22 protein-coding genes are annotated in these 23,790 nt (G+C 57.8%); 12 read left to right on the top strand and 10 right to left on the bottom strand.

The window, feature by feature from the left end; genetic code table 11:
* Positions 1-15: 15 nt before the first annotated feature.
* The 7 genes from mexE to namA form a co-directional block, all read right to left on the bottom strand.
* The gene (gene mexE / locus ACP7BN_RS00515; RefSeq protein ID WP_420649788.1) at positions 16-1,269 is read right to left on the bottom strand and encodes a multidrug efflux RND transporter periplasmic adaptor subunit MexE; all 1,254 of its coding nucleotides are present in this window, start codon (positions 1,267-1,269) and stop codon (positions 16-18) included.
* 272 nt (positions 1,270-1,541) lie between these two features.
* Positions 1,542-1,994: a DUF805 domain-containing protein gene (locus ACP7BN_RS00510; protein WP_420649787.1), complete on the bottom strand. Its 453-nt coding sequence runs from the start codon at positions 1,992-1,994 to the stop codon at positions 1,542-1,544.
* Positions 1,995-2,011: 17 nt separating this feature from the next.
* Positions 2,012-2,359 (bottom strand): DUF4190 domain-containing protein, encoded by a 348-nt coding sequence (locus tag ACP7BN_RS00505; protein WP_420649786.1) that lies wholly within the window; start codon positions 2,357-2,359, stop codon positions 2,012-2,014.
* Between the two features lie 145 nt (positions 2,360-2,504).
* On the bottom strand, positions 2,505-3,161 hold the full coding sequence (locus tag ACP7BN_RS00500; protein ID WP_426200802.1) for a hypothetical protein: 657 nt from the start codon (positions 3,159-3,161) through the stop codon (positions 2,505-2,507).
* 230 nt (positions 3,162-3,391) lie between these two features.
* Entirely contained in the window at positions 3,392-3,766 is a 375-nt protein-coding gene (locus ACP7BN_RS00495; protein WP_426201554.1) for a nuclear transport factor 2 family protein, read from the bottom strand.
* Between the two features lie 133 nt (positions 3,767-3,899).
* Positions 3,900-4,283 (bottom strand): nuclear transport factor 2 family protein, encoded by a 384-nt coding sequence (locus ACP7BN_RS00490; RefSeq protein ID WP_420649784.1) that lies wholly within the window; start codon positions 4,281-4,283, stop codon positions 3,900-3,902.
* A gap of 45 nt (positions 4,284-4,328) precedes the next feature.
* On the bottom strand, positions 4,329-5,369 hold the full coding sequence (gene namA / locus ACP7BN_RS00485; protein WP_426200800.1) for an NADPH dehydrogenase NamA: 1,041 nt from the start codon (positions 5,367-5,369) through the stop codon (positions 4,329-4,331).
* Positions 5,370-5,482: 113 nt separating this feature from the next.
* On the opposite strand from namA, the gene ACP7BN_RS00480 reads away from it, so the two are divergent.
* Positions 5,483-5,872, top strand: coding sequence for a winged helix-turn-helix transcriptional regulator (locus ACP7BN_RS00480; protein ID WP_426200799.1), 390 nt, complete (start codon positions 5,483-5,485; stop codon positions 5,870-5,872).
* Positions 5,873-5,994: 122 nt separating this feature from the next.
* Here the strand turns inward: ACP7BN_RS00480 and ACP7BN_RS00475 are convergent, their stop codons facing one another.
* Positions 5,995-6,909: a LysR family transcriptional regulator gene (locus ACP7BN_RS00475; protein WP_426200797.1), complete on the bottom strand. Its 915-nt coding sequence runs from the start codon at positions 6,907-6,909 to the stop codon at positions 5,995-5,997.
* 270 nt (positions 6,910-7,179) lie between these two features.
* Here ACP7BN_RS00475 and ACP7BN_RS00470 point away from each other — a divergent pair, with 270 nt between their 5' ends.
* The 4 genes from ACP7BN_RS00470 to pgm all read left to right on the top strand — a co-directional run bounded on the left by ACP7BN_RS00470 (position 7,180) and on the right by pgm (position 13,408).
* A complete protein-coding gene (locus ACP7BN_RS00470) occupies positions 7,180-8,202 on the top strand; it encodes a zinc-dependent alcohol dehydrogenase family protein (RefSeq protein WP_426200796.1) in 1,023 nt (340 codons plus the stop codon).
* Positions 8,203-8,750: 548 nt separating this feature from the next.
* On the top strand, positions 8,751-10,205 hold the full coding sequence (locus tag ACP7BN_RS00465; RefSeq protein ID WP_426200794.1) for a hypothetical protein: 1,455 nt from the start codon (positions 8,751-8,753) through the stop codon (positions 10,203-10,205).
* A 49-nt stretch (positions 10,206-10,254) separates the two neighbouring features.
* On the top strand, positions 10,255-11,685 hold the full coding sequence (locus ACP7BN_RS00460) for a PLP-dependent aminotransferase family protein (protein WP_426200792.1): 1,431 nt from the start codon (positions 10,255-10,257) through the stop codon (positions 11,683-11,685).
* 76 nt (positions 11,686-11,761) lie between these two features.
* Positions 11,762-13,408, top strand: a complete 1,647-nt coding sequence (pgm, locus tag ACP7BN_RS00455) for a phosphoglucomutase (alpha-D-glucose-1,6-bisphosphate-dependent) (protein WP_426200790.1) — start codon at positions 11,762-11,764, stop codon at positions 13,406-13,408.
* A gap of 65 nt (positions 13,409-13,473) precedes the next feature.
* Here pgm and ACP7BN_RS00450 read toward each other — a convergent pair whose 3' ends face one another.
* Complete coding sequence (locus ACP7BN_RS00450) at positions 13,474-14,169, bottom strand: pirin family protein (protein WP_426200788.1); 696 nt, start codon at positions 14,167-14,169, stop codon at positions 13,474-13,476.
* A gap of 280 nt (positions 14,170-14,449) precedes the next feature.
* Between ACP7BN_RS00450 and ACP7BN_RS00445 the strand changes: the two genes are divergently transcribed.
* The gene (locus ACP7BN_RS00445) at positions 14,450-16,924 is read left to right on the top strand and encodes a UvrD-helicase domain-containing protein (protein ID WP_426200787.1); all 2,475 of its coding nucleotides are present in this window, start codon (positions 14,450-14,452) and stop codon (positions 16,922-16,924) included.
* Positions 16,925-16,980: 56 nt separating this feature from the next.
* On the opposite strand, the gene ACP7BN_RS00440 is transcribed toward ACP7BN_RS00445, so the two are convergent.
* The gene (locus tag ACP7BN_RS00440; RefSeq protein ID WP_420650757.1) at positions 16,981-17,253 is read right to left on the bottom strand and encodes a DUF1652 domain-containing protein; all 273 of its coding nucleotides are present in this window, start codon (positions 17,251-17,253) and stop codon (positions 16,981-16,983) included.
* A 263-nt stretch (positions 17,254-17,516) separates the two neighbouring features.
* Here ACP7BN_RS00440 and ACP7BN_RS00435 point away from each other — a divergent pair, with 263 nt between their 5' ends.
* From ACP7BN_RS00435 to ACP7BN_RS00410, 6 genes are all read left to right on the top strand, one after another.
* On the top strand, positions 17,517-18,332 hold the full coding sequence (locus tag ACP7BN_RS00435) for a helix-turn-helix domain-containing protein (protein WP_426200785.1): 816 nt from the start codon (positions 17,517-17,519) through the stop codon (positions 18,330-18,332).
* Between the two features lie 51 nt (positions 18,333-18,383).
* Positions 18,384-19,790 carry an NAD(P)/FAD-dependent oxidoreductase gene (locus ACP7BN_RS00430; protein WP_426200783.1) on the top strand — a complete coding sequence of 469 codons (1,407 nt, stop codon included), beginning with the start codon at positions 18,384-18,386 and terminating at the stop codon, positions 19,788-19,790.
* Between the two features lie 30 nt (positions 19,791-19,820).
* On the top strand, positions 19,821-20,162 hold the full coding sequence (locus tag ACP7BN_RS00425) for a cupin domain-containing protein (protein ID WP_426200781.1): 342 nt from the start codon (positions 19,821-19,823) through the stop codon (positions 20,160-20,162).
* Positions 20,163-20,217: 55 nt separating this feature from the next.
* The gene (locus tag ACP7BN_RS00420) at positions 20,218-21,303 is read left to right on the top strand and encodes a polyamine ABC transporter substrate-binding protein (RefSeq protein ID WP_426200779.1); all 1,086 of its coding nucleotides are present in this window, start codon (positions 20,218-20,220) and stop codon (positions 21,301-21,303) included.
* Positions 21,304-21,718: 415 nt separating this feature from the next.
* Positions 21,719-23,185 carry a serralysin family metalloprotease gene (locus tag ACP7BN_RS00415; protein WP_426200778.1) on the top strand — a complete coding sequence of 489 codons (1,467 nt, stop codon included), beginning with the start codon at positions 21,719-21,721 and terminating at the stop codon, positions 23,183-23,185.
* Positions 23,186-23,277: 92 nt separating this feature from the next.
* Positions 23,278-23,706 carry an AprI/Inh family metalloprotease inhibitor gene (locus ACP7BN_RS00410; protein WP_426200776.1) on the top strand — a complete coding sequence of 143 codons (429 nt, stop codon included), beginning with the start codon at positions 23,278-23,280 and terminating at the stop codon, positions 23,704-23,706.
* Positions 23,707-23,790: the final 84 nt, after the last annotated feature.

The following is a 23,790-nucleotide window of genomic DNA, read 5'->3' as shown; positions in this document are numbered from 1 at the left end:
CGGAGTTGTTGTCCCTTAACCGCGTGGAGTCGCAGCAGCCAGTTTCACAACCGAACCCGGCGCGCCTTTGGCTGGCGCGACTTTAGGCAGGTTGCTGGCTTCCAGCGCTTGTCGTTGTTGAGCGAGTGCCGCGAGGGTCTGTTCGCTGGCCATCGGGATCACTTCAGGGGTGACCGGCGAGCCAGGACGTACCCGTTGCAGGCCCTTGACGATGATCGTGTCGCCTTTGTTCAGGCCGCTACGCACAATGCGCAAACCTTCGATCTTCGGCCCGAGTTCGACCGGACGGTAGGCGGTGTTGTTGTCGCCATCCATCACCAGCACGAACTTCTTGCCGAGGTCCGTTCCGACGGCTTCGTCGTTGATCAGCATGGCGTTGTAGGTGCCGCTGCCGACCAGTTTCAGACGTGCATACAGACCCGGGGTGTAAGTGCCGTCGCTGTTGTCGAACACGGCGCGACCACGGATGGTGCCGGTTTTCGGGTTGACCTGGTTGTCGACGAAGTTCATCTGGCCCTGATGCGGGTTGCCGTCTTCATTCGACAGGCCCATGTACACCGGGGTCGTAGCGCCGCGCTGGCCCTGACGAGCGAGCTGGGTGTATTTGAGGAACACACGTTCATCGGCGTCGAAGTAGGCGTAGACCTTGTCGGTGGAAACCACGCTGGTCAGCGCGGTGGTATCGGCGGTGACCAGGTTGCCGGCGGTGATTTCGGCACGGCTGACGCGGCCGCTGATCGGCGACGTGACGCGGGTGAAACTCAGATTCAGTTTCGCCAGATCGAGTTGCGCTTGCAGCGCGCCTACCGCTGCACGGGATTCTTGTGCGGCGCTGGTGCGCGAGTCGGCGAGTTCGGCGGAGATGGCGTTGCTGGTGCGCAGACGTTCGCCGCGAACGGCTTCGTTTTCGCTGCGATTGGCATTGGCGCGGGCTTGAGCAACCAGGGCTTCGAGGCGGCGAACTTCGGCCTGGAACGGACGCGGATCAATCTGGAACAGCAAGTCGCCTTTCTTGACCAACGCACCTTCGGTGAAGGCGACATCATCGATCTGGCCGGAGACGCGAGGACGGATTTCGACGGTTTCCGGAGCTTCGAGGCGACCGGTGAATTCGTCCCACTCGTTGACCGGTTGTTCCAGCACCTTCGCTACGCTGACTTTGGCAGCGGGCGGGGCGGCGGCGGATTCCGGATTCTTGCCGCAGGCGCTCATCACCACGACGGCCAACAAGGCCAACGGGAAGCGCAAATGTTTGAGTGACTGTTCCATGGAATGCATCCGCCAAGTATTGAAGATGGGCGGATGATGATCGGCGGGCTGGAAGCAAACGAATCGAATGACACGAAGGTAACTATCATTCGGAATGATATAAGCGCCGGGAAAGCCCTCTAGCATGCGCCTTTCGTTAGGGGGCTATCAATCTGATTGATGACAATTCATTGTTGCTCGACAAGTAACGTTCAGATCGGAGCGAAACCAGGTAGCCGCAAACAAAGAGACGGCCATGAAGGCCGTCTCGGTCAGCTAGCTGTCAACGTGTATCAGTTGATGCCTTTACGGTTTGGACCAAAACGGTTCGGCCCCGGCTGGCTGTCTTGCGCCAGGAACACCAGGTTGACGATTGGCAGCAACAACCACCAGCCGCTGCGATCGGTGTCATGCATGCGGCGTGCGCCGACTGCAATGCTCGGCAGGAACATGGCCAGACTGTAAAGGTTGGAGATGATGCCTTTGGTGCTCAGCAGTGCATCGATGACGCCGATGACTATTGCGATCCCGAGGTTGATCAGAATGAACATCCAGTATTCGCGGCGAGTGGCACGGCCCTGGAACACAGCGTAATTTTTCAACGCTTCCATGTATGGGTTACCCGTTGTAATCGCGGGGCCCTGTGCATAGGACTGTTGGATTACCTGAGTCGCACCGCACTGTGGGCAAGCTGCCGCTGTGCTGTGAATCTCTTTGGCGCAACCACGACAAAAAACCATGCTCATATTTTTTTCCCTAAAAATTAATCGATCGACAGCCCGATGAACACAAGCGCAGCAATGCCCGACAAGACAACGCCGGCGATTGCAAGATTGTGTCCAGGGAGTCTTTTATTGATGCTGAGAATGCCGCAGACGAGACCTGCGACGGCGAAAACGCTCAAACCAGCGAGCGTGTCACTGTCCCATTCGGAATCATCAAACAGGCTGAGTACGCAGAGAATGCCTAAAACCAACGAAACGATGGCCAGCCATGGCGACCCGGCTTGTTGGTGCGGCACGTTGGCCTGCTGGCCAGCCCCGCACTGGGGGCAGGTGGGCGCCGTTTCGTGAAGCTCCTTGGCACATGCACGACAATAGACCATTGCCATCGTTTTCCTTAACTTGAATGCGAAATGCCCGACCTTCCGTAGGCCGAGGCGGCGGTAACTTAATCTTTATTACAAGATTTGTCATCAGGCACTTGGCCATTAGCGGTGTCTGGCGCTGAAATTAACGCTGCTGGCGCTGTCGGGGCTAAGGTTTGCGGGAGGTCTCGTCCTCTTCAACCTTCAGGCGCAACGTCAATCCTTGAAGCTGGCGGTTTTTCAGCATGCCCAATCGCCGGCCCTCGCGCTCCTTGCCGTTGGCGTCCAGTCCATGACATTGAAGTTCGCGCTTGGCGGGACTGCCGGGCTTTAGAGCCTCCCAATGACAACGCACTTGAAGTAGCTGCTCGTCAATCCGGGTGGACAGCTCTTCGTCCTCCTTGAGGTAAGTCTCTACGTCTAGCTCAACCGTGGAAATGTCGAAGTAGTTACCGTTGGCTTTGTCCGTCCCTTCGATCATGAACTCAATGCCACTGAGTGCCATAAAGCAGTCTTCGAGCGTATAACCGACCGGCACCTCGAACTCTGAAGTGAAAGGCGTCGCATGGAGGTCGCTGCTGAATCTTTTCTTGTCAGGCTCCGGATCGCCCTTGTAATCGTCAGGTAAAAAACACACGCCTGCGAACAATTCGCTGTACTGCGCGGTAACGGAGACCGTGTAGTTTGCGGGCAACTCGGTTTTCAATGTGAATTTGTTCGACATGATCGCGCAGCCGCTGCCAAGCAAGATAAAACTTGCCAGCAGCAGGGTCTGAAAGGAGCGGATCACGGATTTTGCAGATGGCAGTTGTAGCAAAGGGAACATCAGTACGTCCTTGTAACTTCAGGTAGGGCACCAGCAAAAAGACAAAGCCCCTGAATCGGGGCTTTGCTGTGGCATTCAACGAATCAATTCAAAGGCTATCCGGAACCCGAAAACACTTTGACCTGGCTCTAAAGCGGTAAGTGTGTGAGAGGCGTTCAGAGTACGTCAAAAATGTGATCAGGTGGAGGGGCTTCTTCCAGGGTGAACGCGATCAGCCCTGATGCGAACTTTCAATGTGCCTGGAAAATCTTGCTAACCACAGTCCACTTGCCTTCGACTTTCAGTAGATGGAAGAAGTCAGTGAAAGACATGCCTGACATGCCGTTAGCGTCGATGCGAGCGCTAGCCGCAGTGCCTACGATCTCGATGCGGACAATAGCGGCCTGGGCGTCAGGGGAGGGCCGGAAATCCTTATCGATTCCCTCGAACAGGGTTTGAATCGCGCCGCCTGTCAGCTTGCCATCGGCGCCGACGCTGTACATCGTCGCATGTTCGTTGAAAGCGGGCTTCATGATGCTGCTCTTGGCCTGCTTGCAACCCTCGATGTACTTGTTAAGCACCTCAGTGATCGCCTGATATTCTTCTACATACGTAGGGTTTCTCACTACTGCACTGGTGACTTGTTGCTCACTTGGCAGGTTATCTGCTTGAGCAATCGCGCCAAAACCAGAAATCAGGGCGACAAAAAACAAGCTCTTGATGGAGGCAATTTTCATGCGTTCACTCATAATTTGAGATTCAAGGTGCGACGTGGGTGTGGAAGATCTTGCTGACCACCGTCCACTTGCCATGCACTTTCAGAAGATGGAAAAAGTCGGTGAAGGAGATACCGGACATGTCATTCGCGTCGATGCGAGCGCTAGCCGCAGTGCCGACGATCTCGATACGGACAATAGCTGCCGGTGCGTCCGGAGATGGGCGAAAGCCCTTGTCGATCCCCTCGAACAGAATCGGAATCGCGCCACCCTCCAGCTTGCCGTCGCCATTGACGCTGTACATGGTCGCTTGTTCACTGAAAGCGGGCTGCATGATGCTGCTCTTGGCCTGCTTGCAGCCCTCAATGTATTTGTTCAGCACTTCAGTAATAGCTTGGTATTCCTGGACGTAAGTAGGCTTGGTCATGTTGTTGCTCCAGTGATCATTGATTTGATTAATGCGAAACGCACTTCACGCTTTGGTATCAAGCCAGACGGATCCATAGCGTGTGTAGGCAGCAGGTATCTCAATGACTTCTTTCAGGTCATCTGCAGCGGTGCGAACCCAGAATGGATCTCGCAGCATTTGCCGACCCACGAACACCAGATCAGCTCGGCCGTTTTGCAGGATTTCTTCGGCCTGACGCCCACTCTGAATCACACCCACAGCACCTGTAGCGATATGCAATTCATTACGCAGTAATTCAGCGGCCGGGACCTGGTAACCCGGGTAGGTCTGCACCTTGACCATCTTGATTCCGCCGGAGCTGCAGTCGATCAGGTCAACACCTTGCTCTTTCATCCAGCGACCATATTCAAGGAACGACTCAGGCGTGTTTCCGCCTTCGGCGTAATCGGAACTGGATATGCGAACGAACAGAGGGCGATCGCCCCAATGGGTTTTGACCTCTTCTAGCACTTCCCGCAGGAAACGATAGCGACGTTTGGCATCTCCGCCATATTCGTCGTCGCGGATATTCGCCAGCGGCGAAAGGAACTCACTCAGCAAGTAACCGTGCGCGGCATGGATCTCAAGTACGTCGAATCCGGCATCGCTGGCCCGCCGTGCGGCATCGCCGTAAAGCTTGACCAAACCCGGAATTTCATCCGTAGCGAGTTCGCGAGGCACCGGGCTGGTTTCCGTGAACGGAATCGCCGATGGCGCGATGTGGATCAGACCGGGCAGATCAGCATTGCGCCCCGCGTGGCCGATCTGGGCGCCGGCTTTTGCACCAAAGCCGTGAAGCAGTTCAGTCAGCGCTTTCAAGCCGACAACGTGTTCATCGCTCCAGATACCGAGGTCACCGGCGCCGATACGACCGTCAGCCTGGATAGCCAGCGTTTCGGGGAAAATCAGCGCCGCCTGACCCAGAGCGCGAGCACCGTAATGAACGCGGTGCCAGTCAGTGACGAAGCCATCATCCGCTGCCATGTGCATACACATAGGCGACATGACGACGCGGTTTTTCAGTTTAAGGCCTTTGATTTCATGAGGGGACAGCAGCAAACTCATCTGGCGGATTCCATAGTGGCAGGTATGGAATTCATGCTAGCGTGCACAGCACTTTCTTGTAAGTACGCACAATTTTGTGCTGTAGGCACACTTTTTATACCAAGGTGATTAAAGTGAAAAAATGCAATCCTCAGGATGAGATGGAGGCCTTCGCTTGCCCCGTCGCGTTTACCGTCGATGTCATTGGGGGGAAATGGAAATCGCTCATACTGTTTCATCTGATGTCAGGGACGAAGCGCTTCAACGAGCTGCGTCGCCTGATACCAGACATCACGCAGAGGATGCTGACCCTCCAGCTGAGGGAACTGGAGACTGATGGGATTATTCATCGCGAAATCTATCGCGAGGTCCCGCCCAAAGTAGAGTATTCGCTCACACCACTGGGTAACTCTCTCGCGCCTGTGGTGAGTGCCATGCGAGAGTGGGGAGCTGTGCACGAGCGCACGATCCTCGAACTGCGACGATCTGCGGTCAATGAGGGTAAGTTCGAATCTCTAGCTTGAGTTTGTAGCGCAGCGCGACGCTGCAGGTCGATAGAGTGTGGCGATCTAGTGGTCTGGAATAGACGATCCCCACGGCCTGTGAAAGGCAGGCATGATCAAGATGAACAGCCTGCCGACGACGGTTAGAGGCTATCCGGATCCCCAAAAAACATCTGAATCCGCGACCTTAACCAACGCTCACCCGGATCATTATCCTGCGACCCACGCCAAGCCATGTGCAGCTCAAACGTGCGTGTAGGCAACGGCGGATCTTCTGCACGTACACCGCCAGCCGACGTCAGCGCATCGGCCGCGTAGTCCGGCACGGTCGCCACAATGTCAGTGCCGGCGAGCAATGTACTCAAGCCGTTGAACTGCGGCACAGCCAGCACCACGTGGCGTTTGCGGCCAAGTTTTTCCAGCTCTTCATCGATGAAACCACTGAGGTCGCCAGCGAACGACACCAGCGCATGCGGGCGCGCGCAGTAATCATCAAGGCTCAACGGCCCCGGCACGGTATCGGCGCGTAGCAGCTTCGGTGCGCTGCGGCGCAACACCTTGCGTTTGGCATTGGCCGGCAGGTCAGTGGTGTAGCTGACGCCAATCGAGATTTCCCCGGAGGCCAGCAGGCCCGGCATCAGGATGTAGTTGACGCGGCGTACCACCAGAACAATTCCGGGGGATTCGGCGCGCAGGCGTTTGAGCAGCATCGGCAGCAGGGCGAATTCGACATCATCCGACAAACCAATGCGGAACACCGAAGTGCTGGTCGCAGGGTCGAACTCTGCGGCGCGGCTGACGGCCGTGGAAATCGAGTCGAGGGCCGGGGAGAGCAGGGCGAAGATTTCTACCGCGCGGGCAGAAGGCTCCATGCTGCGCCCGGTGCGCACGAACAGCGGATCATCGAACAGACCACGCAGGCGTGAAAGCGCTGCGCTGATCGCCGGCTGGCCGAGGAACAATTTCTCCGCAGCACGGGTCACACTGCGCTCATGCATCAGTGTTTCAAAAACGATCAACAGGTTCAGGTCGACACGACGCAGGTCATTACGATTCATCTGGAGTCCTGGCAGAGTCATCAAGCTTGACGAGAGCGGCCATATGAGAACAATGGCCGGCATGAATCTTACGGGTAAAGGCTGGTACTCTGCACCGGAAAATTCAGCTTTACTGAAAGGGCGGCAGCAGTTTGTTCATCATTTTTGCCAGTGCCGTCCTTGCTGCGGAATCAATGACAGGCATGTCGACTATTAATAGCCACTGATGGTCTTGGCTGAAAAGCCCATATAGAGTTCAGGGCATTAGAGGTTACTTTGACGAGGTTTGCGATGTCCCGCACGATCCGTTTTCACAAGTTTGGTCCGGCCGAGGTGCTCAAATGCGAAGAGCATGCGGCCGCTCAGCCAGGTCCTGGCGAAGTGCAGGTGCGTGTCGAAGCGATCGGCATCAGCTGGTACGACACGCTTTGGCGTCAGAATCTCGCCTCGTCCCAGGCTCGCCTGCCTTCTGGCCTTGGTCATGAAATGGCCGGTGTGGTCACGGCTGTCGGTGACGGCGTTGAAGATCTGGCAATTGGCGACAAGGTTGCCAGTTTCCCGGCCGAAAGCCCGAACGACTATCCGGTTTACGGCGAGCTGATCGTTCTGCCGCGTACCGCGCTGACCCGTTATCCGGACGTGCTCAGCCCGATCGAAGCGAGTGTGCATTACACGCCGTTGTTGATCGCCTATTTCGGTTATGTCGATCTGGCACGGGTCAAACCGGGGCAGTTTGCCTTGGTGACCGACGCCAGTCATTGCGCCGGCCCATCCTTCGTACAGCTGGGCAAAGCGCTCGGCGTGCGGGTGATTGCCGCAACTAAAACCGCTGAAGAGCGTGAATACCTGCTTTCGCTGGGTGCCGAGAAAGTCATCGTCACCGAAGAGGAAGATCTGCTCCTGCGGATCAACAAGATCACCGACAACCGTGGTGTCGACGTCGTGTTTGACGGCCTCGGCGGCCCACAGATGTCGTTGCTCGGCGATGTGCTGGCACCGCGTGGCAGCCTTGTCCTGTATGGCTTGCAGGGTGGTAACCAGACACCCTTCCCGGCCTGCGCAGCGTTCCAGAAGAACATTCAGTTCTTCGTGCACTGCATCGGTAACTTCACCGGCAAACCGGAGCTGGGCATTACTCAGGATCACGTCGCCTTGCAGCGTGCCTTGCGCGATATCAACCAGTTGACGGCCGATCGTGTGCTGCTGCCGCTGAAAACTCGTGTATTCCCCTTCAACGAGTTTGTTGAAGCCCACCGCTACATGGACGAATGCCCATGCCGCGAGCGGGTAGCCCTGCAGGTCGAGCCGGCCTGATCCTCCCGACCAGAGTCCGTGGCCCCACGGACTCTCCTGTACCATAACCCCTGTCACCCACGAGAATCCCGGGCCCGGCGCTTGGGACAGTTCAGCAACTGAACTGGTTTTTGCTCTCGATCTGTATCTTCTAATCCCCCTCCAGACACTGATAATTGAACGACTACTTTCATCTCAAGGAATGAGCGATGGCTGTGCACTTCAATTGCTCTGCGCGATATCAATCTGCTATTTTTCAGCAGCACCCAAACTTCTGTTTAAAAGTTGTAGGACCGCCATGTAAGCCCTTCTTTTTTTCTTGTGCTCGTTATGCGCGAGACATTGTAAGAAGTTTCCTAGGCCGTTTGTTTCATTCTGGAACCCCTTTGAAACCAAGGGGTTGCGCGGTATTGACGTTAAACCAGAAAAAACTCGCACTGAACTGTTTCAAATAACTACAAAAACTTAAGTGTTAGCATTTAGCGTCTATTACTTACTGATGAATGATTGCGCGCTCTGCGTCCTGCGGGCGGCGCGACATCAAACTTTTTATACCGGGTGAAGTACCGATGAGCACGATCCATGATCAGGCAATGAACTATGTCTACCAGCAAGTATTGCAACGTTTGCTGAGTTTCTTTTCCCGCGCAGAACGCACGGCATTGCAGCTGTTGATTCAGCGACTGGCCGTTGCCGCTGGCGGCATGGAGCGCATCGGTGAATTCAAGGTACTGGCTATTCAATCCGGCACTCGTGACAGCGCTTACAGCCTGGCCCTGCTGCGTGCTGCACAGCTGAGCATCGCCGGACGCGCACCGGCGACCTTCCAGTTGCGAGTCGCTGCGCTGCGCTGGAGCGGCATGCCGGCGTCGGCGCTGCACAACATCCACCGCAGTTTCAGCGCGCTGTTTCTGTACGACGATCCGCGAGTCGAATTGCTCATGGCGGACCACCGCGAAATTCTGCCGTTCGATCTCCAGGTGCCGATGAGCGAGGAGGGGCGCGACGCCGGTCGCATCAATTTGCTGATGGTGGGCCATCGCAGGGACTGGAGCGAAACACTGCAATTATGGGATGAGCAGTATCTGGCGACCGCCGAATTCTACGGCCAGGTTGCTCGCTGGAATAACGGTGTAGACGCATTGGTCACCAGCGATACGCTGGCCAGTCAGGAGCGTTTTCTCGACGGTCTGGATCGGGCGGCGCAGAAAGCCGGGATTGGTGGTCTGCAACGCCATGCTGTCGGGTTTGATGAGCTTTTCAGTCTGCTGGACAACCTGGGGGGCGATTGCTATCGGGAGTTTTATCTGGAATCCGAGCGTACGCCATGGCGCCCGTTTGGGCATTTCGAAGCGTGCCGGCGCACCAGTTACGTGGGCATCCATGACATGGTGGTGGGCAAGATGGATGAGCGCTGGCCACTGCTCAGTGAATTTCTCGGGTATCAGGCTGATGAGCTGATGCTCGAGCCGAGCGTCGGTGAATGTCCCGATCCAATGATCGCCGCCTATCTGAACGGCCTGCAGACGAGTCATGTCAACGGACGCACCTATGCCGCCGGCGCTTCTGAATATCTGCATGGCTGTCTGGCCACGATGCGTCAAAAGCAAGTGCCGGAGCAGATCTGCGAACGTTTTCTGGCGACATTCGGCACCCTGACCGACTTCACCGAACAAAGATCGCATGCGGTATCTGCCCTGCAAAAAAACTTTGGCCTCAGCGAGTCGCAAATGGTCTGCGTGTTGTTTGCGCCATTTATTGACGGCGGTGCAGGCCTCGAGCGCTTCCTGCGCACCTGCCATCCCGGGATGCTCGTTGCGATGCCGGACCTGCATCGCGCCATGCAAGGTCTGCACGCTCCGGAACAAGTGCAACAATGGATGACCGACGTCAGTGGCTTGCCGGTGCGGTTGATTGCTCGACTGTATGCCATGGGGCCCATCCGCATGGATCAGCAGACGACAACTCCGGTAGCAGCGCCGGATACACAGGCGGGCCGGGCTGACCGTTCCGCGGAAGGTTGAGCGTGAGCGGCTTGCCCGGCCTCGCGGCCATGCCTGCGCAGGCGGGCATATGAAAGCGTCGCGAGCACACGACTTCGCCTATCAGGCGGTGTATCGCTACCTCACTCAATTGATCAGCGAGCCATCCGCAAACGGTGATCTGCGCCTGCCGTCACTCAGGCAACTGGCAGAGCGCTTGAACGTGTCGGTCTCGACCATTCAGTACGCGTACGCACTTCTGGAAAAGGAGGGGCGGGTCTACTCAGTGGCGAAGTCCGGCTATTTCGCGCAAGCGGTAACGACGGTCATGCCGCCGGGTCGAGGCGGCGATTTGCTGGAAACGGTCTACGTCAACACCAGGTGTCCGGGTATGCGCGTGTTGAGCGCAGACGATCCCGCTTCGATTCAGCCGCTGGACAATCCATTACTGATGCTCGAGCGGGAGTTGATTCGACAATATCCGCGCCAGCCACAGATCCTCGCGCAACCGTGCGGCGAGCTGGAACTGCGCACACTGCTCGCCGCCCGCTACACCACATCACCCACTCGATGCTGGCACGCCGAGGATGTCTATATCGGGGCCGATCTGCGTGGAGTGCTGGAAATACTGATCGCCGTGCTTGAGCTGCGCAGGACTACCGTTGTAGTCGAATCACCGTGTGACTGGGTGATCTTGCGCTTGCTCAAGTCGGCCGAGGTACGCGTCGTCGAACTGCCGCTGCAAGCGAGCGGGGCGCTCGACCCACAGCGGCTGGAGCGATTGCTGGCCACCGAACCGGTGCGCTTGATCCTGCTGTCATCGGGATTGAACATGCCGCATGGCAGTCGGGTACCTGAAGATAACCGCCAGGCCATTGCGCAATTGCTCGAGCGTCATGGCACCTGGGTGCTTGAAAATGATTGCTACGGCGAGCTGGTGGACGACGCAAGCGCTCAACCGCTGCGTGATCTTCTGGATCCCGATCGGCTGCTGGTGTTTTCCACCTTCGAAAAATTCATCGGCGTAGAAGCGCCGTACGGATTTGTCCTGTCGCGCCAGTGGCGCACTGATTTACAGCGGCACTTTCTGTTGCGCGCGTTTCGCCTGTCGCCGATCCGCCAGAAGGCCATCGCGCGGTTGTACGCCAGCGGGCGCGTCGACCAGCATCTGCCGGTGCTCAAGCGGCTGCTCAAAGAGCGCCGCACGCTGTTGATCGAGTTACTGCGTGAGCGTCTGGGTGATGCGTTACACATCGTCGAGCCACAGGGCGGCGCGACTATCTGGCTGCGATCTGCGCGCCCGGTCGCAATGGGCGCGGTGTTCCAGCGACTGTTGCAGCAACATGTCTTGATCGCGCCTGGGGAGCTGTTCAGCACTCAAGGGCTGTATGCGCAGCATATGCGCCTGAGCGCGATTGGCAGTTGCGAGCACGAGTTGTTAATACTTGTCGGGCTGCTCGCTGACGCGCTCAGGCTGGCCCCGCTGCTCGACCCGCAAAAACACCCGGCATGCGTCGGATAGATCCCATCGCACTGCGGTCAAACTGCCAGTAAACTGCTGCGTAATTTCCTGAATCACTCTATTTCAGAGGTTTTGCATGACTCTCAGTCCTTTTGCGGGCAAACCGGCACCGGCAGAATTGTTGGTCGACATCCCGCGACTGGTTACGGCGTACTACACCGGCCAACCCGATGCCTCGATTTCCACCCAGCGCGTGGCATTCGGCACCTCCGGCCACCGCGGCAGCTCCTTTGAGCTGAGTTTCAATGAATGGCACGTTCTCGCCATCAGCCAGGCGATCTGCCTGTACCGCGAAGCCCAAGGCATCACCGGCCCGCTGTTTGTCGGCATTGATACCCACGCGCTCTCGACTCCGGCCGGAGCCAGTGCCCTGGAAGTACTCGCGGCCAACGGCGTGACCGTAATGATTGCCGAAGGTGACGAATACACGCCGACGCCGGCAATTTCCCACGCCATTCTCTGCTACAACCGTGGCCGCACGACCGGCCTGGCTGACGGCGTGGTGATTACCCCGTCGCACAACCCGCCACAAAGCGGCGGCTACAAATACAACCCTACCAACGGTGGCCCGGCCGATACCCATATCACCAAGTGGATCGAAGCCAAGGCCAACGAGTTGCTGAGCAACAAACTGGCGGGTGTAAAGCGCATCAGCTACGAGCAGGCGCTCAAGGCCAGCACCACGCACCGGCATGACTACCTCAACACCTATGTCGCCGACCTGATCAATGTCATCGACTTCGATGCCATTCGTGACGCGAAACTGCGTCTGGGCGTTGATCCGTTGGGCGGAGCAGGGGTGCGTTACTGGTCGGCAATCGCCGAGCATTACCGCCTCGATCTCGACGTGGTGAACAAGCAGGTCGACCCGACGTTCCGCTTCATGACCGTCGATTGGGACGGACAGATCCGCATGGACCCGTCGTCCAGCCACGCGATGCAAGGCTTGATCGGTCTGAAAGAACGCTTCGACGTTGCTTTCGCCTGCGATCCCGATCACGACCGTCACGGCATCGTCACTCCATCCGGTGGCCTGCTGGCGCCGAACAACTACCTCGCTGTATCTATCGACTACCTGTTCCAGAACCGCCCGCAATGGCGCGCTGATGCGGGCATCGGTAAAACCGTGGTCAGCAGCGGTCTGATCGATCGGGTGGCCAAGCGTCTGGGCCGTCGTCTGTACGAAGTGCCGGTTGGTTTCAAATGGTTTGCCGATGGACTGTTTGACGGCTCGCTGGGTTTTGGCGGCGAAGAAAGCGCCGGCGCGTCGTTCCTGCGCAAGGACGGCGGCGTCTGGAGCACCGACAAGGACGGCCTGATTCCAGCCCTTTTGGCTGCCGAGATGACTGCACGCACCGGTCGCGATCCAAGTCAGGCGTACAACGCGCTGACTGCTGAACTGGGCGAACCGTTCTCGGTGCGTGTCGACGCCAAGGCCAACCCTGAGCAGAAAGCCTTGCTAAGCAAGCTGGCGCCAGAGCAGGTGACTTCGACCGAGCTGGCGGGCGAGAAGATTCAAAGCATCCTCAGCCACGCACCGGGCAACGATCAAGCCATCGGCGGTCTGAAAGTCATGACCGAAAACGGCTGGTTCGCCGCACGTCCGTCGGGCACTGAAGACATCTACAAGATTTACGCCGAAAGCTTCATCAGCGACGACCACCTCAAGCAACTGGTGGCCGAAGCGCAAACCCTGGTGGACGGCGCGATCAGCGCGAAGTAAATCCGGGCTGAATAGAAAAGGGCGACCATGACGGTCGCCCTTTTTTGTGGCTTGGATTCAGCGGATCAGGCCAGATCCACCAGCACGATTTCGCTGTCTTCAATGGCCGTAACCGTCAGCACTTGCTCATCAGCCACCGCAACGCCGTCTCGAGCTTGCGCACGCAAGCCATTGACTTCAATCACTCCGGTAGCCGGCACCAGATACGCACGACGCCCGGCATCGAGACGATACTCGGCAGTTTCCCCAGCCTTGATGTTGGCCGCCACCAGTCGCGCATCGGCACGAATGCGCAGGCTTTGATCATCGCCGTCCTTGCCGCTGGCCAGCGTCACGAAACCTTCGCGCTCACCTTTGGGAAACGGCTTGGCGCCCCAGGATGGCGGCGCACCGGTTTCGGTCGGCAGAATCCAGATCTGGAAGATCCGCGTTTCGCTGGACTCCAGGTTGTACTCGCTATGCGCAATCCCGGTGCCAGCGCTCATGACCTGCACGTCGCCGGCTTCAGTGCGGCCCTTGTTGCCTAAATTATCCTGGTGAGTGATCGCACCTTCACGCACGTAGGTGATGATTTCCATGTCGCGGTGCGGGTGAGTCGGGAAGCCCGTACCGGCGGCGATGATGTCGTCATTCCATACGCGCAGGTTGCCCCAGTTCATGCGCTGCGGATCGTAGTATTCGGCGAACGAAAAATGGTGATGGGCATCCAACCAGCCGTGATGGGCGCCGCCCAAGGTGTTGAAAGGTCTGAGTTCAAGCATGATCGTCTCCTCAAAAGGTCCGTCATGGGGCGTAGATGCCTGATGCCACGAAGCGAAACCGGTGATTGATGGCGAGCATCTTCCATCAGTCATAGATCGACAAAAAGCGTAAAAAGTGCGGCATTCTGATCGAATTGGTTGATGTGAAAGCAACCCAAAACGCTCTCAGCCGACATTCAGTTCATCGCCTAAACCAATGACCTGTAAGCATTTCGCTAGAACTCAAAAGCAAATGCGGACACCATAGCCGTCAACAGCCTCAACCCCGGAGTCCGTCAGCGTGGCGCAGCACACCCCCGATCTTCCTCCCGAACTTCGTCCTTTATCCGAAATGCCTTGGTTCAAGCGCATGGCAGCGCGGTTCTTTGGACATGGCTTGACCCGCTTGCGCGCCCAGCACCGTGCGTCGTGGCTGCATGGCCAGGCGGACGGCTTTCGCAGCGGACACACCGCCGGGGTCGATTACGGCTATAAGGAAGGCAAGCTCGATGGATTGGAGGAGGGACGCCAGGTTCTGTTGATTCGCGATAGCCGCAACACTGAGCATCGGCCGCCGGGCATCGACAACCATTTGTTCGATGACTGGCGCCTGCCGCTTAACGCCGAACTGAAAAAACGCATGAAAGTCGACGTCGCCCGGTTGCTGCCGGCCCACGCTCAGCCCAGCGCTGCGCAGTGGAAGATGATCTTCAGCGACACGCCGTCAACCTCGGTGATCGCCGGGGCGGGCGCCGGCAAATCCACCACGCTGGTGCTGCGCATCCTGCTGCTGACCCACTATCTGGGCTTTGAACTCGATTCGATGACCGTGGTGACCTTCACCCGCGAGTCGCGCAAGGACTTCATCAACAAGCTGATCGAACTGTTCGCATTGTGGGGGCGCACGCTCGGCCAAAAACAGGCGCGCGAACTGGTGCGCACTTTTCATTCGCGCATTCTGCCAATGGTGCGCAGTCTGCCGGGCTTCGAGCGTTTGCAGGCTTTCGAAAACCTCAGCCTGCGAGCGCCTGGCGCTGACGAAGATGTCGACAGCAATCCGTTCGACCTGCGGATCAATGACGCGCAGCGCCAGCAGCTGAATGCCTGCTATCACCGCTTGCACAGTGAAGATGAACGATTTCGCCAGTTGATCCAGCCGCTGTCCCGGCATGCCTTGCAGCTCAAAGAGCTGGAGCGCGATCATCCGGACGTGCAAAAACGCATGGCGGTGACCGAGTTGGCGGCCAAGCGCGACGAAGAACTTTGCGATGTGATCGAGGACCTGTGGCTGCGTGCCGGTGCCTGGCCAGTCAAAGGCATCGAAGCCAAACGCCAGACGTTCGACATCAACGGCGCGAAATTCCACAGCCACGGCTACATCCCGAGTCTCGATGCGTGGGTAGTGCTCGGTTTCGATCCGCGAGAGAACGCGCAGATTTGCCGCCCGAACGCCAAGCTGACGGTTCGCGCAGAATGGGCCGTCAAGCGCACCCTGTTTCAAGCTTTCTGTCGTAAGCCATTGATTTGGATGGATAGTTACGAGTCGTCCAAGCGTGTTCTGGCCTCTCTGGCCGGCGACGCCAGCGCCGGTCCGGGCTTCGATTACAAGGTCAAAGGTGAGCTGGCCTCCGCGCCGCTGCTCGACTGTTTTGTCGCCGCCGCCGGCTTCATCGAAAACCTCGGGCTGGACGTACCGGACGCCGTTGGCCGCATGACCTTCGCCAAAGACGACCCGGACCGGTTTTTCTTCGAAGCTTTGAGCCTGTTCTGGCGCGCGCTGGAAGATCATCTGCTCGACCAGAAACCGCCGGTGATGACCTACAACCGCATGTTCGCGTTGTTCAGTGAGCACTCGCCGGAGAACCTCAAACTGCTCAGCGACGAGCTGCTACGGCCGATGTCGCACTTGATGATCGACGAATTTCAAGACGTGTCGCCGCAAATCGTCTCGTGGATTCGCGCCAGCCTCGCGGAAATCCGCAGCCGTGGCCCGGCCATGCATGTCGGGCGCGGTGCGCAACGCTCGTCGCTGCTCTGCGTCGGCGATGACTGGCAGTCAATCTACGGCTGGCGCGGCAGTTCGCCGAGCTACTTCATGGAGTTCAACAAGGAGTTTTCCTCGCCGAGCACCACGCGGGTGATGCTCAGCGATAACTATCGCAGCCATCAGCACATCATTGATGCGGCAGAACACGTAGTGCGTGCGGTGCCCGCCATTCCTGGCAAGAAGGCCAAGGCCAGTGGGGAGGACAAGCCGCTGCATCCCGTCAGCGTGCTGGAGCGTGATGACCAGGCGCTTGGCCAGCGCCTGGCCGAACACTACAATCGCGGCGATTCAATCTTGATGCTCTATCGAAAAAGCAGCGATAAGTTGTTGATAGAACAGCATATTCAGTCGGTAGTTAATGTGGATTCGAGCTTGCCGTACGACGCCCGACGCCTTAAACAACTGACTTATCACAGCGCCAAGGGCTTACAGGCTGACGCAGTATTCCTGCTCGGCGATTGCCAGCACCTGACCAGTTCACCGTACAAGAACCAGGTCTATCGCATGGCCGGGTTGGGCAAGGCCGGCGACAGCGAACCGTACGACAGTGCGCAAAAGGACGAAATCCTGCGCCTGGCCTACGTCGGCATCACCCGCGCAGTCAGCCATTGCTACTGGTATGTCGAACCGCAAGACACCCAAGCGGTGAACATGCCGCGCGCCTCTGACCGGGTGGCGGGAGGCAAGGCATTCTTCGCCGACCATCGGCCCGAGAAGAAAACTGCCTGAACCTGCGCCCACAAAAAAGCCCGCATCAAGCGGGCTTTTATTTGTAAATCAAGATCTTATGCGTAACTCCTGAGACTTGCTGGAGGAATAAACGTCTCCAGCTCGTCCTCAACGGCTTCAATTATCCGTTCGACATCCGCCGCATTCATCACCGTGGCACACGGGATGCCGGCGATGGCGATCATGGTCTCGCCGCTGGCACGGTCGAACAGACGGGCAACCATACTGCCCGGCGCGTCCATTGTGGCTTCGAATCCCACGGGATGAAAATGCCAGCGCATCAGCTGGCAAGCGTTGGGAAACGTGACTTTGCTTGAGCCTTTATTCATGTGTTGCCCGCCTTCTTCATCGAGCGCTTCCGTTTGCTCATGGTAGGTGGGAAGAGCCTTCATTGGCTCAACCGGTGATTGCCATTAAAAATAGCATCCGGATGTGAATTTCCTGTGAGATTTTTCAGTCGATTTGGCGATTGAGCGGATTTTTTTGATGTACATCACGTACAGCGTATTCCCAACCAAATAGCCACTATCGATTGCACGTTGCTGCGCGCGCCGAAGTTGGGCAAGCTCGGTTTTTTTCACCGAGCCATGTTATGCACGCCGATGATGACGGCCCGCAACAAACCCGGGCCACGGGCGAAACAGTGATGCGCTATCACCTGTGCTGGAAACACCGCGATCTGGACGGCGTGATGGCGCTGTATCACCCGGACATCCAGTACAACGATTTCTTCCAGAACCGCGTGCTCGGACTCGCTGAGTTACGCGAATACGTGCGCGTGAGCATGCCGCGCGAGTCGGACGAAGCGCTGGAGCATTGCGACCGCATTCGCCTCGATGGCAATACCGCGTTCATACAATACGAGGTGACGTTGCGTGGCGGTAACGGCCTGGTGTCGTTTCGTTCCAGTGAGGCGATCACGGTCAAGGACGGCTTGATTTGGCGCGTTAACGAGTACGCTTCACTGGTGCGAGCGCCATCCGCCAGCCCGACGGCGCCAAGTCAGCGCCCGGCAGTCAGTCGGCTGGGCCTGTCGCCACGTCAATTGAGCTTCATGGCTGAGGATCTGCAGCAATACTTCGAGCGACAGCAACCGTATCTCGACCCGGAGCTTGATCTGCAGCGAGTGGCGAAGGAGTGCGGGTACAGCCGCAATCAGATTTCCTACCTGCTGAATCAAGTGCTGGGCCAGAGCTTCTACCGCTACGTCAATCAGGCGCGCCTGCAGCATTTGCTGCACTCGCTCGACAGCGCCACGCCGCCGCTGCGCATCGATGAATTGGCTTTCGCTGCCGGCTTCAACTCGCTGTCGGCGTTCTATAGCTGTTTCCGCCAGCACACCGGCCAGTCCCCCAAGGCCTACGCCAAACAAATTTCTTTGCGGACACGCGCGCAAGACAGCCCTTGATCTGACGCACTAGGATCGACGCCAACGTAGAATGGATTGGCGGGGTCTGGCATGTCGGCGTGGCGCACTATCAGTTTATGGATGGATCAACTCGACGAGCCGCTGACCGCGCGCCCGACGCTGGAGCGCGATCTGGACGTCGATGTGGCGATCATCGGCGCCGGCTACACCGGCCTGTGGACCGCGTACTACCTGAAAAAACTCGCGCCCGGCCTGGATATCGCCATCATCGAAGCGCAAACCGCAGGTTTCGGCGCTTCCGGGCGCAACGGCGGTTGGTTGATGGGCAATCTGCTCGGCGAGGATCGTCTACTCGCCGGATTGTCACCAGAACAACGCCGCGCCTCTTTCGATTTGCTGCACAGCATCCCCGACGAAGTAGAGATCGTCCTCGAACGCGAAGGCATTGACTGCGATTACCGCAAGGGCGGCGTCCTCTATTGCGCTGCACGCTATCCGGAGCAGGAAACCGCGCTACGCGACTACCTCGACAAACTGCACGCCCAAGGCCTGACCGACGACGATTACCGCTGGCTCAGTCCCGAGCAACTGGCGCAGCAGATCCGCATCGCCAAGCCTTACGGCGGGATTTACGCGCCGCACGTCGCGACCATCCACCCGGCGAAACTGGTACGCGGCCTGGCCCGCACCGTGCAGGGCATGGGGGTGAAGATCTACGAAAACAGCCCGGTAACGCACTGGCAGGCCGGCAGCCTGCGCACCGACAAAGCCAGCGTGCGCAGTCGCTGGATTGTCCCGGCAGTCGAAGGCTATTCGGTAACCACGCCGCCGCTGGGGCGTTATCAACTGCCGGTGCAAAGCCTGATCGTCGCCACCGAGCCGCTGTCACCGGCGACCTGGGATGAAATCGGCCTCAATCGCGGCCAAGCCTTCAGTGAGTTCAGCCGCCAGGTCACTTACGGCCAGCGCAGTGCCGACAATCGCCTGATATTCGGCGCGCGCGGCGGCTATCAGTTCGCTGGCAAGCTGCGGCACAACTTCGACCTGACCGAGGACGAAGTGCAACTACGCCGCTATCTGTTCGGCGAACTGTTCCCGCAACTGAAGAACGTGCAGATCACCCACGCCTGGGGCGGCAACCTCGGCATGTCGCGGCACTTCAAGCCGCACATGCTTTGCGATCGCGCCAATGGTATTGCGCTGTCTGGCGGTTATGGCGGGGAGGGCGTTGGCGCGAGCAATCTCGGCGGCCGCACCCTGGCCGACCTGATCCTCGAGCGCGATACCGAGCTGGTGCAGCAACCGTGGGTGCTGGCGGACGGCGGGATTCACGCACTGAGAGCTTGGGAACCGGAGCCGTGCCGCTGGCTCGGTTACAACGCGATCATCAAAAGCTTCGTCCACGAAGACCAGACTTTGGCCAATCCGGCGACCGCACCGTGGCGGCGCAAACTCGCCAGTCGCGTGGCCGGATTCATGGAAGGTTTCATGCACTGAACCTCGTTTTCCCCAACCACAGGTAACGCCATGAGCATCACCCAATTCAAAAACACCGCCAGCCTGCAACTGGAAGAATCAAATCCCGTGGCCGTACCGCTCGGCACGCCGGTAGCGATTGCCTCGACCACCAGTGTCGAGCGCGACGACGGCGTCGAAACCGGCGTCTGGGAATGCACGCCGGGGCGCTGGCGCCGGCAGATCACCGCGCAAGAGTTCTGCCACTTCATTTCCGGGCGTTGCACGTTCACCCCGGACGGCGGCGAAACCCTGCACATACAAGGTGGCGACGCACTGATGTTGCCGGCCAATACGCTTGGTATCTGGGATATCCAGGAAACCGTGCGCAAGAGCTACGTCCTGATTTTCTGATTGTTTCGATCTTTGATTGCCTGCCAAACAACAATAACCCCTACAGGAATCGCCCATGATCCAGAACACCCTCGCGTTGGCGCCGCTGCTGCTGGTCGCCTCACTCAGTCACGCGGCCGAGACGGTCAAGGTCTACAACTGGTCCGACTACATTGCGCCGGACACCACGAAAAACTTCGAGAAGGACACCGGTTTCGGCGTCACCTACGACGTCTACGACAGCAATGAAACCCTCGACGGCAAGCTGATGACCGGAAAATCCGGCTACGACGTGGTGTTCCCGTCCAACCACTTCATGGCGCGGCAGATCCAGGGCGGGGCGCTGAAGAAACTCGACAAGAGCCAGCTACCGAACTGGAAAAATCTCAATCCCGTGCTGCTCAAAGCCCTGCAAACCAACGATCCGGGCAATGAACACGGCTTCCCGTACCTGTGGGGCAGCACCGGTATCGGCTATAACGTCGCCAAGATCAAAGAAGTACTAGGCGACAACGCGCCACTGGATTCCTGGGACCTGATCTTCAAGCCCGAATACATGGAGAAACTGCAGAAGTGCGGCGTGGCAATCCTCGATAACGGCCCGGAATTGTTGCCCGCAGCCCTCAACTACCTGGGCTTGCCGCACCACAGCCAAAATCCGGAAGACTACAAAAAGGCCCAGGCCTTGCTGATGAAGGTGCGGCCGTACGTCAGCTATTTCCACTCATCGAAGTACACCAGCGACCTGGCCAACGGCGACATCTGCGTAGCGGTGGGCTTCTCCGGCGATATCCTGCAAGCGGAAAACCGCGCCAAGGAAGCGAAGAACGGCATAGAGATCGGTTACTCGATTCCCAAGGAAGGCGCGGCGATCTGGTTCGACATGGTTGCCATGCCTGCCGACGCACCGGACGAAAAGGCCGGTTACGCGTTCATGAACTACCTGCTGCGCCCGGATGTAATGGCCGGCATCAGCAACCATGTGCACTACGCCAATGGCAATGAACAGGCTGACAGCCTGATCGACCCGGCGATCAAGAACGACACCAAGGTTTACCCGAGCCCGGAAATGATGAGCAAACTGTTCGCGCTCGAAGCCATGCCGCTGAATATCGACCGGATTCGTACGCGGGTGTGGAACAAGATCAGGACCGGTAGCTAATCCGGTTCATATGTAGAAGCTGACGAGTGCAAAAGGCTGCACTCGTCAGCTTCTACAAAGGGGGGGAATGATGTTTCAAGTAGGTGATATCAATGCACTGGCACTTGCATTGATAAGTCTGAAAAGTGAGACGTGACCAACAAAAAACAACTTAGCGCTATTTAATATTTAAATAGAAAATCGTCAGACAATTAGGCAAAGGTACCAAACTTACGACAATCTTTCGGCGCTATACCCTTTGTTTACGGGACTTTTCCGGGACAGTTCAATTTGATATCGAAAAATCACTAGACGGTAGATTTCAAATTGTGTCAGGTTTCTTACGCCTTCATTGGGCGAGTGATAGGACAATCTCGCCAGGGGTTGTTGCTATCTGACAAAAACTGTTCCATTTGCTAAACAAGGAAGTGTGTTTATGTCGAAAATAAAAACGAACGCTATTGATACCGCCGAACAGGCTTTTCTGCTGGGCGCGGCGCCGCAACCACTGGCAGCATCCAGTACGGCGTATAACCAGATCAATAGCTTCAGCCATCAGTATGATCGCGGCGGCAACCTCACGGTCAATGGCAAACCCTCCTTTTCCGTCGACCAGGCCGCAACTCAGTTGCTGCGCGACGGCGCTGCCTACCAGGACAAGGACGGCAGCGGCAAGATCGAACTCACCTACACGTTCCTGACTTCTGCTTCATCGAGCACGATGAACAAGCACGGGATCTCCGGGTTCAGTCAGTTCAGTACTCAACAGCAAACCCAGGCCAAGCTCGCCATGCAATCCTGGGCCGATGTCGCCAACCTCACCTTCACCGAGAAAGCTACCGGCGGTGACGGCCACATGACCTTCGGCAACTACAGTGGCGGCCAGGATGGCGCGGCAGCGTTCGCCTATCTACCAGGGTCCGGCGCCGGTTATGACGGCACCTCGTGGTACCTGATCAACAGCAGCTACACGCAGAACAAAAACCCGGAGCTGAACAACTACGGCCGTCAGACGCTGACCCATGAGATCGGCCACTCGCTGGGCCTCGCGCATCCGGGCGACTACAACGCCGGCAATGGCAACCCGACCTACAACGACGCTTCCTACGGGCAAGACACCCGCGGTTACAGCGTCATGAGCTACTGGAGCGAAAACAACACCAGTCAGAACTTCAGCAAGGGCGGCGTGGAAGCTTATTCCTCCGGCCCGCTGATGGATGACATCGCAGCGATCCAGAAACTCTACGGGGCCAACCTCACCACCCGTACCGGCGACACCACCTACGGCTTCAACTCCAACGCCGGGCGTGATTTCCTCAGCGCCTCGTCGTCGTCCGACAAAGTGGTGTTCTCGGTCTGGGATGCGGGCGGCAAGGATACTCTGGACTTCTCGGGATTCACCCAGAACCAGAAGATCAACCTCAATGAAGCCTCGTTCTCCGACGTTGGCGGCATGGTGGGCAACGTGTCCATCGCCAAGGGCGCCACCATCGAGAACGCGATTGGCGGTTCGGGCAACGATCTGCTGATTGGCAACAGCGTAGCCAACGAACTGAAGGGTGGTGCAGGCAACGACATCCTTTGGGGCGCCGGCGGTGCCGACAAGCTGTGGGGCGGCGCGGGTTCGGACACCTTTGTGTTCGCTGCCAGTTCCGATTCCAAGCCTGGTGCGATCGATCAGATCCTCGACTTTGTCAGCGGTCTGGACAAAATCGACCTGACCGGGATCACCAAAGGTGCGGGTCTGCACTTCGTCAGCGCTTTCACCGGCGCGGCGGGTGATGCGGTGCTGAGCAACTCTGGTGGCAACAGCCTGCTGTCGGTGGACTTCTCCGGGCATGGCTCGGCAGATTTCCAGGTCAGCACCGTTGGCCAGGCAGCACTGAGCGACATCGTGGCCTGATGTGAAGGCAGAAAGCGGCGCACACGCGCCGCTTTCTTTACTTGCATCGCCCTGCGCTGTACGCAAGGCTACGCACCGGAGCGAAATTTCCCATGACCCTACGCGCTTTTACGCACAAGGCAGCGCTATGGCTATTGCCGACGCTGATGACGATTTCTGGAGCAACAACCATGGCAAGCAGCCTCAGACTTGAAGACCCATCGATGTTTGCCGGCCAGTGGCAAGCGACCCTGACCGCCCGCGATGAAGCGCCCGAGGCCCAGGCGCAACAAGACAAACCGTCGAATACCTGCCTGATTGAACTTGAATCCAACCAGACGCTGGGCAAAGGCGCCGAGTGCCTGGGCGCCTGGCTTGAACAAACGCCAATCGGCTGGTTTCCCGATCCCGATGGTTTGTCTATTACCGGCAAGGAAGGCTCAAGAATCCAGTTCTTCAGCCGACAACGTGATGGGCTTTATCTGAGCACTTTGAAGTCGGGTCTGGTTATTACGTTGCAACGTGCTGCGCAACAGCCCTGAACAGCAAAATCGCTGCAGATTTTTATATAAGTAGCCTCGCTGCAGTTATAAGCCTGACTGCGATAACGCTGACGCCGCAGTTGA

The sequence above is a fragment of the Pseudomonas sp. TWP3-1 genome (genome assembly GCF_049896625.1).
Lineage (GTDB): Bacteria > Pseudomonadota > Gammaproteobacteria > Pseudomonadales > Pseudomonadaceae > Aquipseudomonas.
Note: the sequence above shows the minus strand (reverse complement) of the source record. Positions and strands in the feature narration are given on the sequence as shown.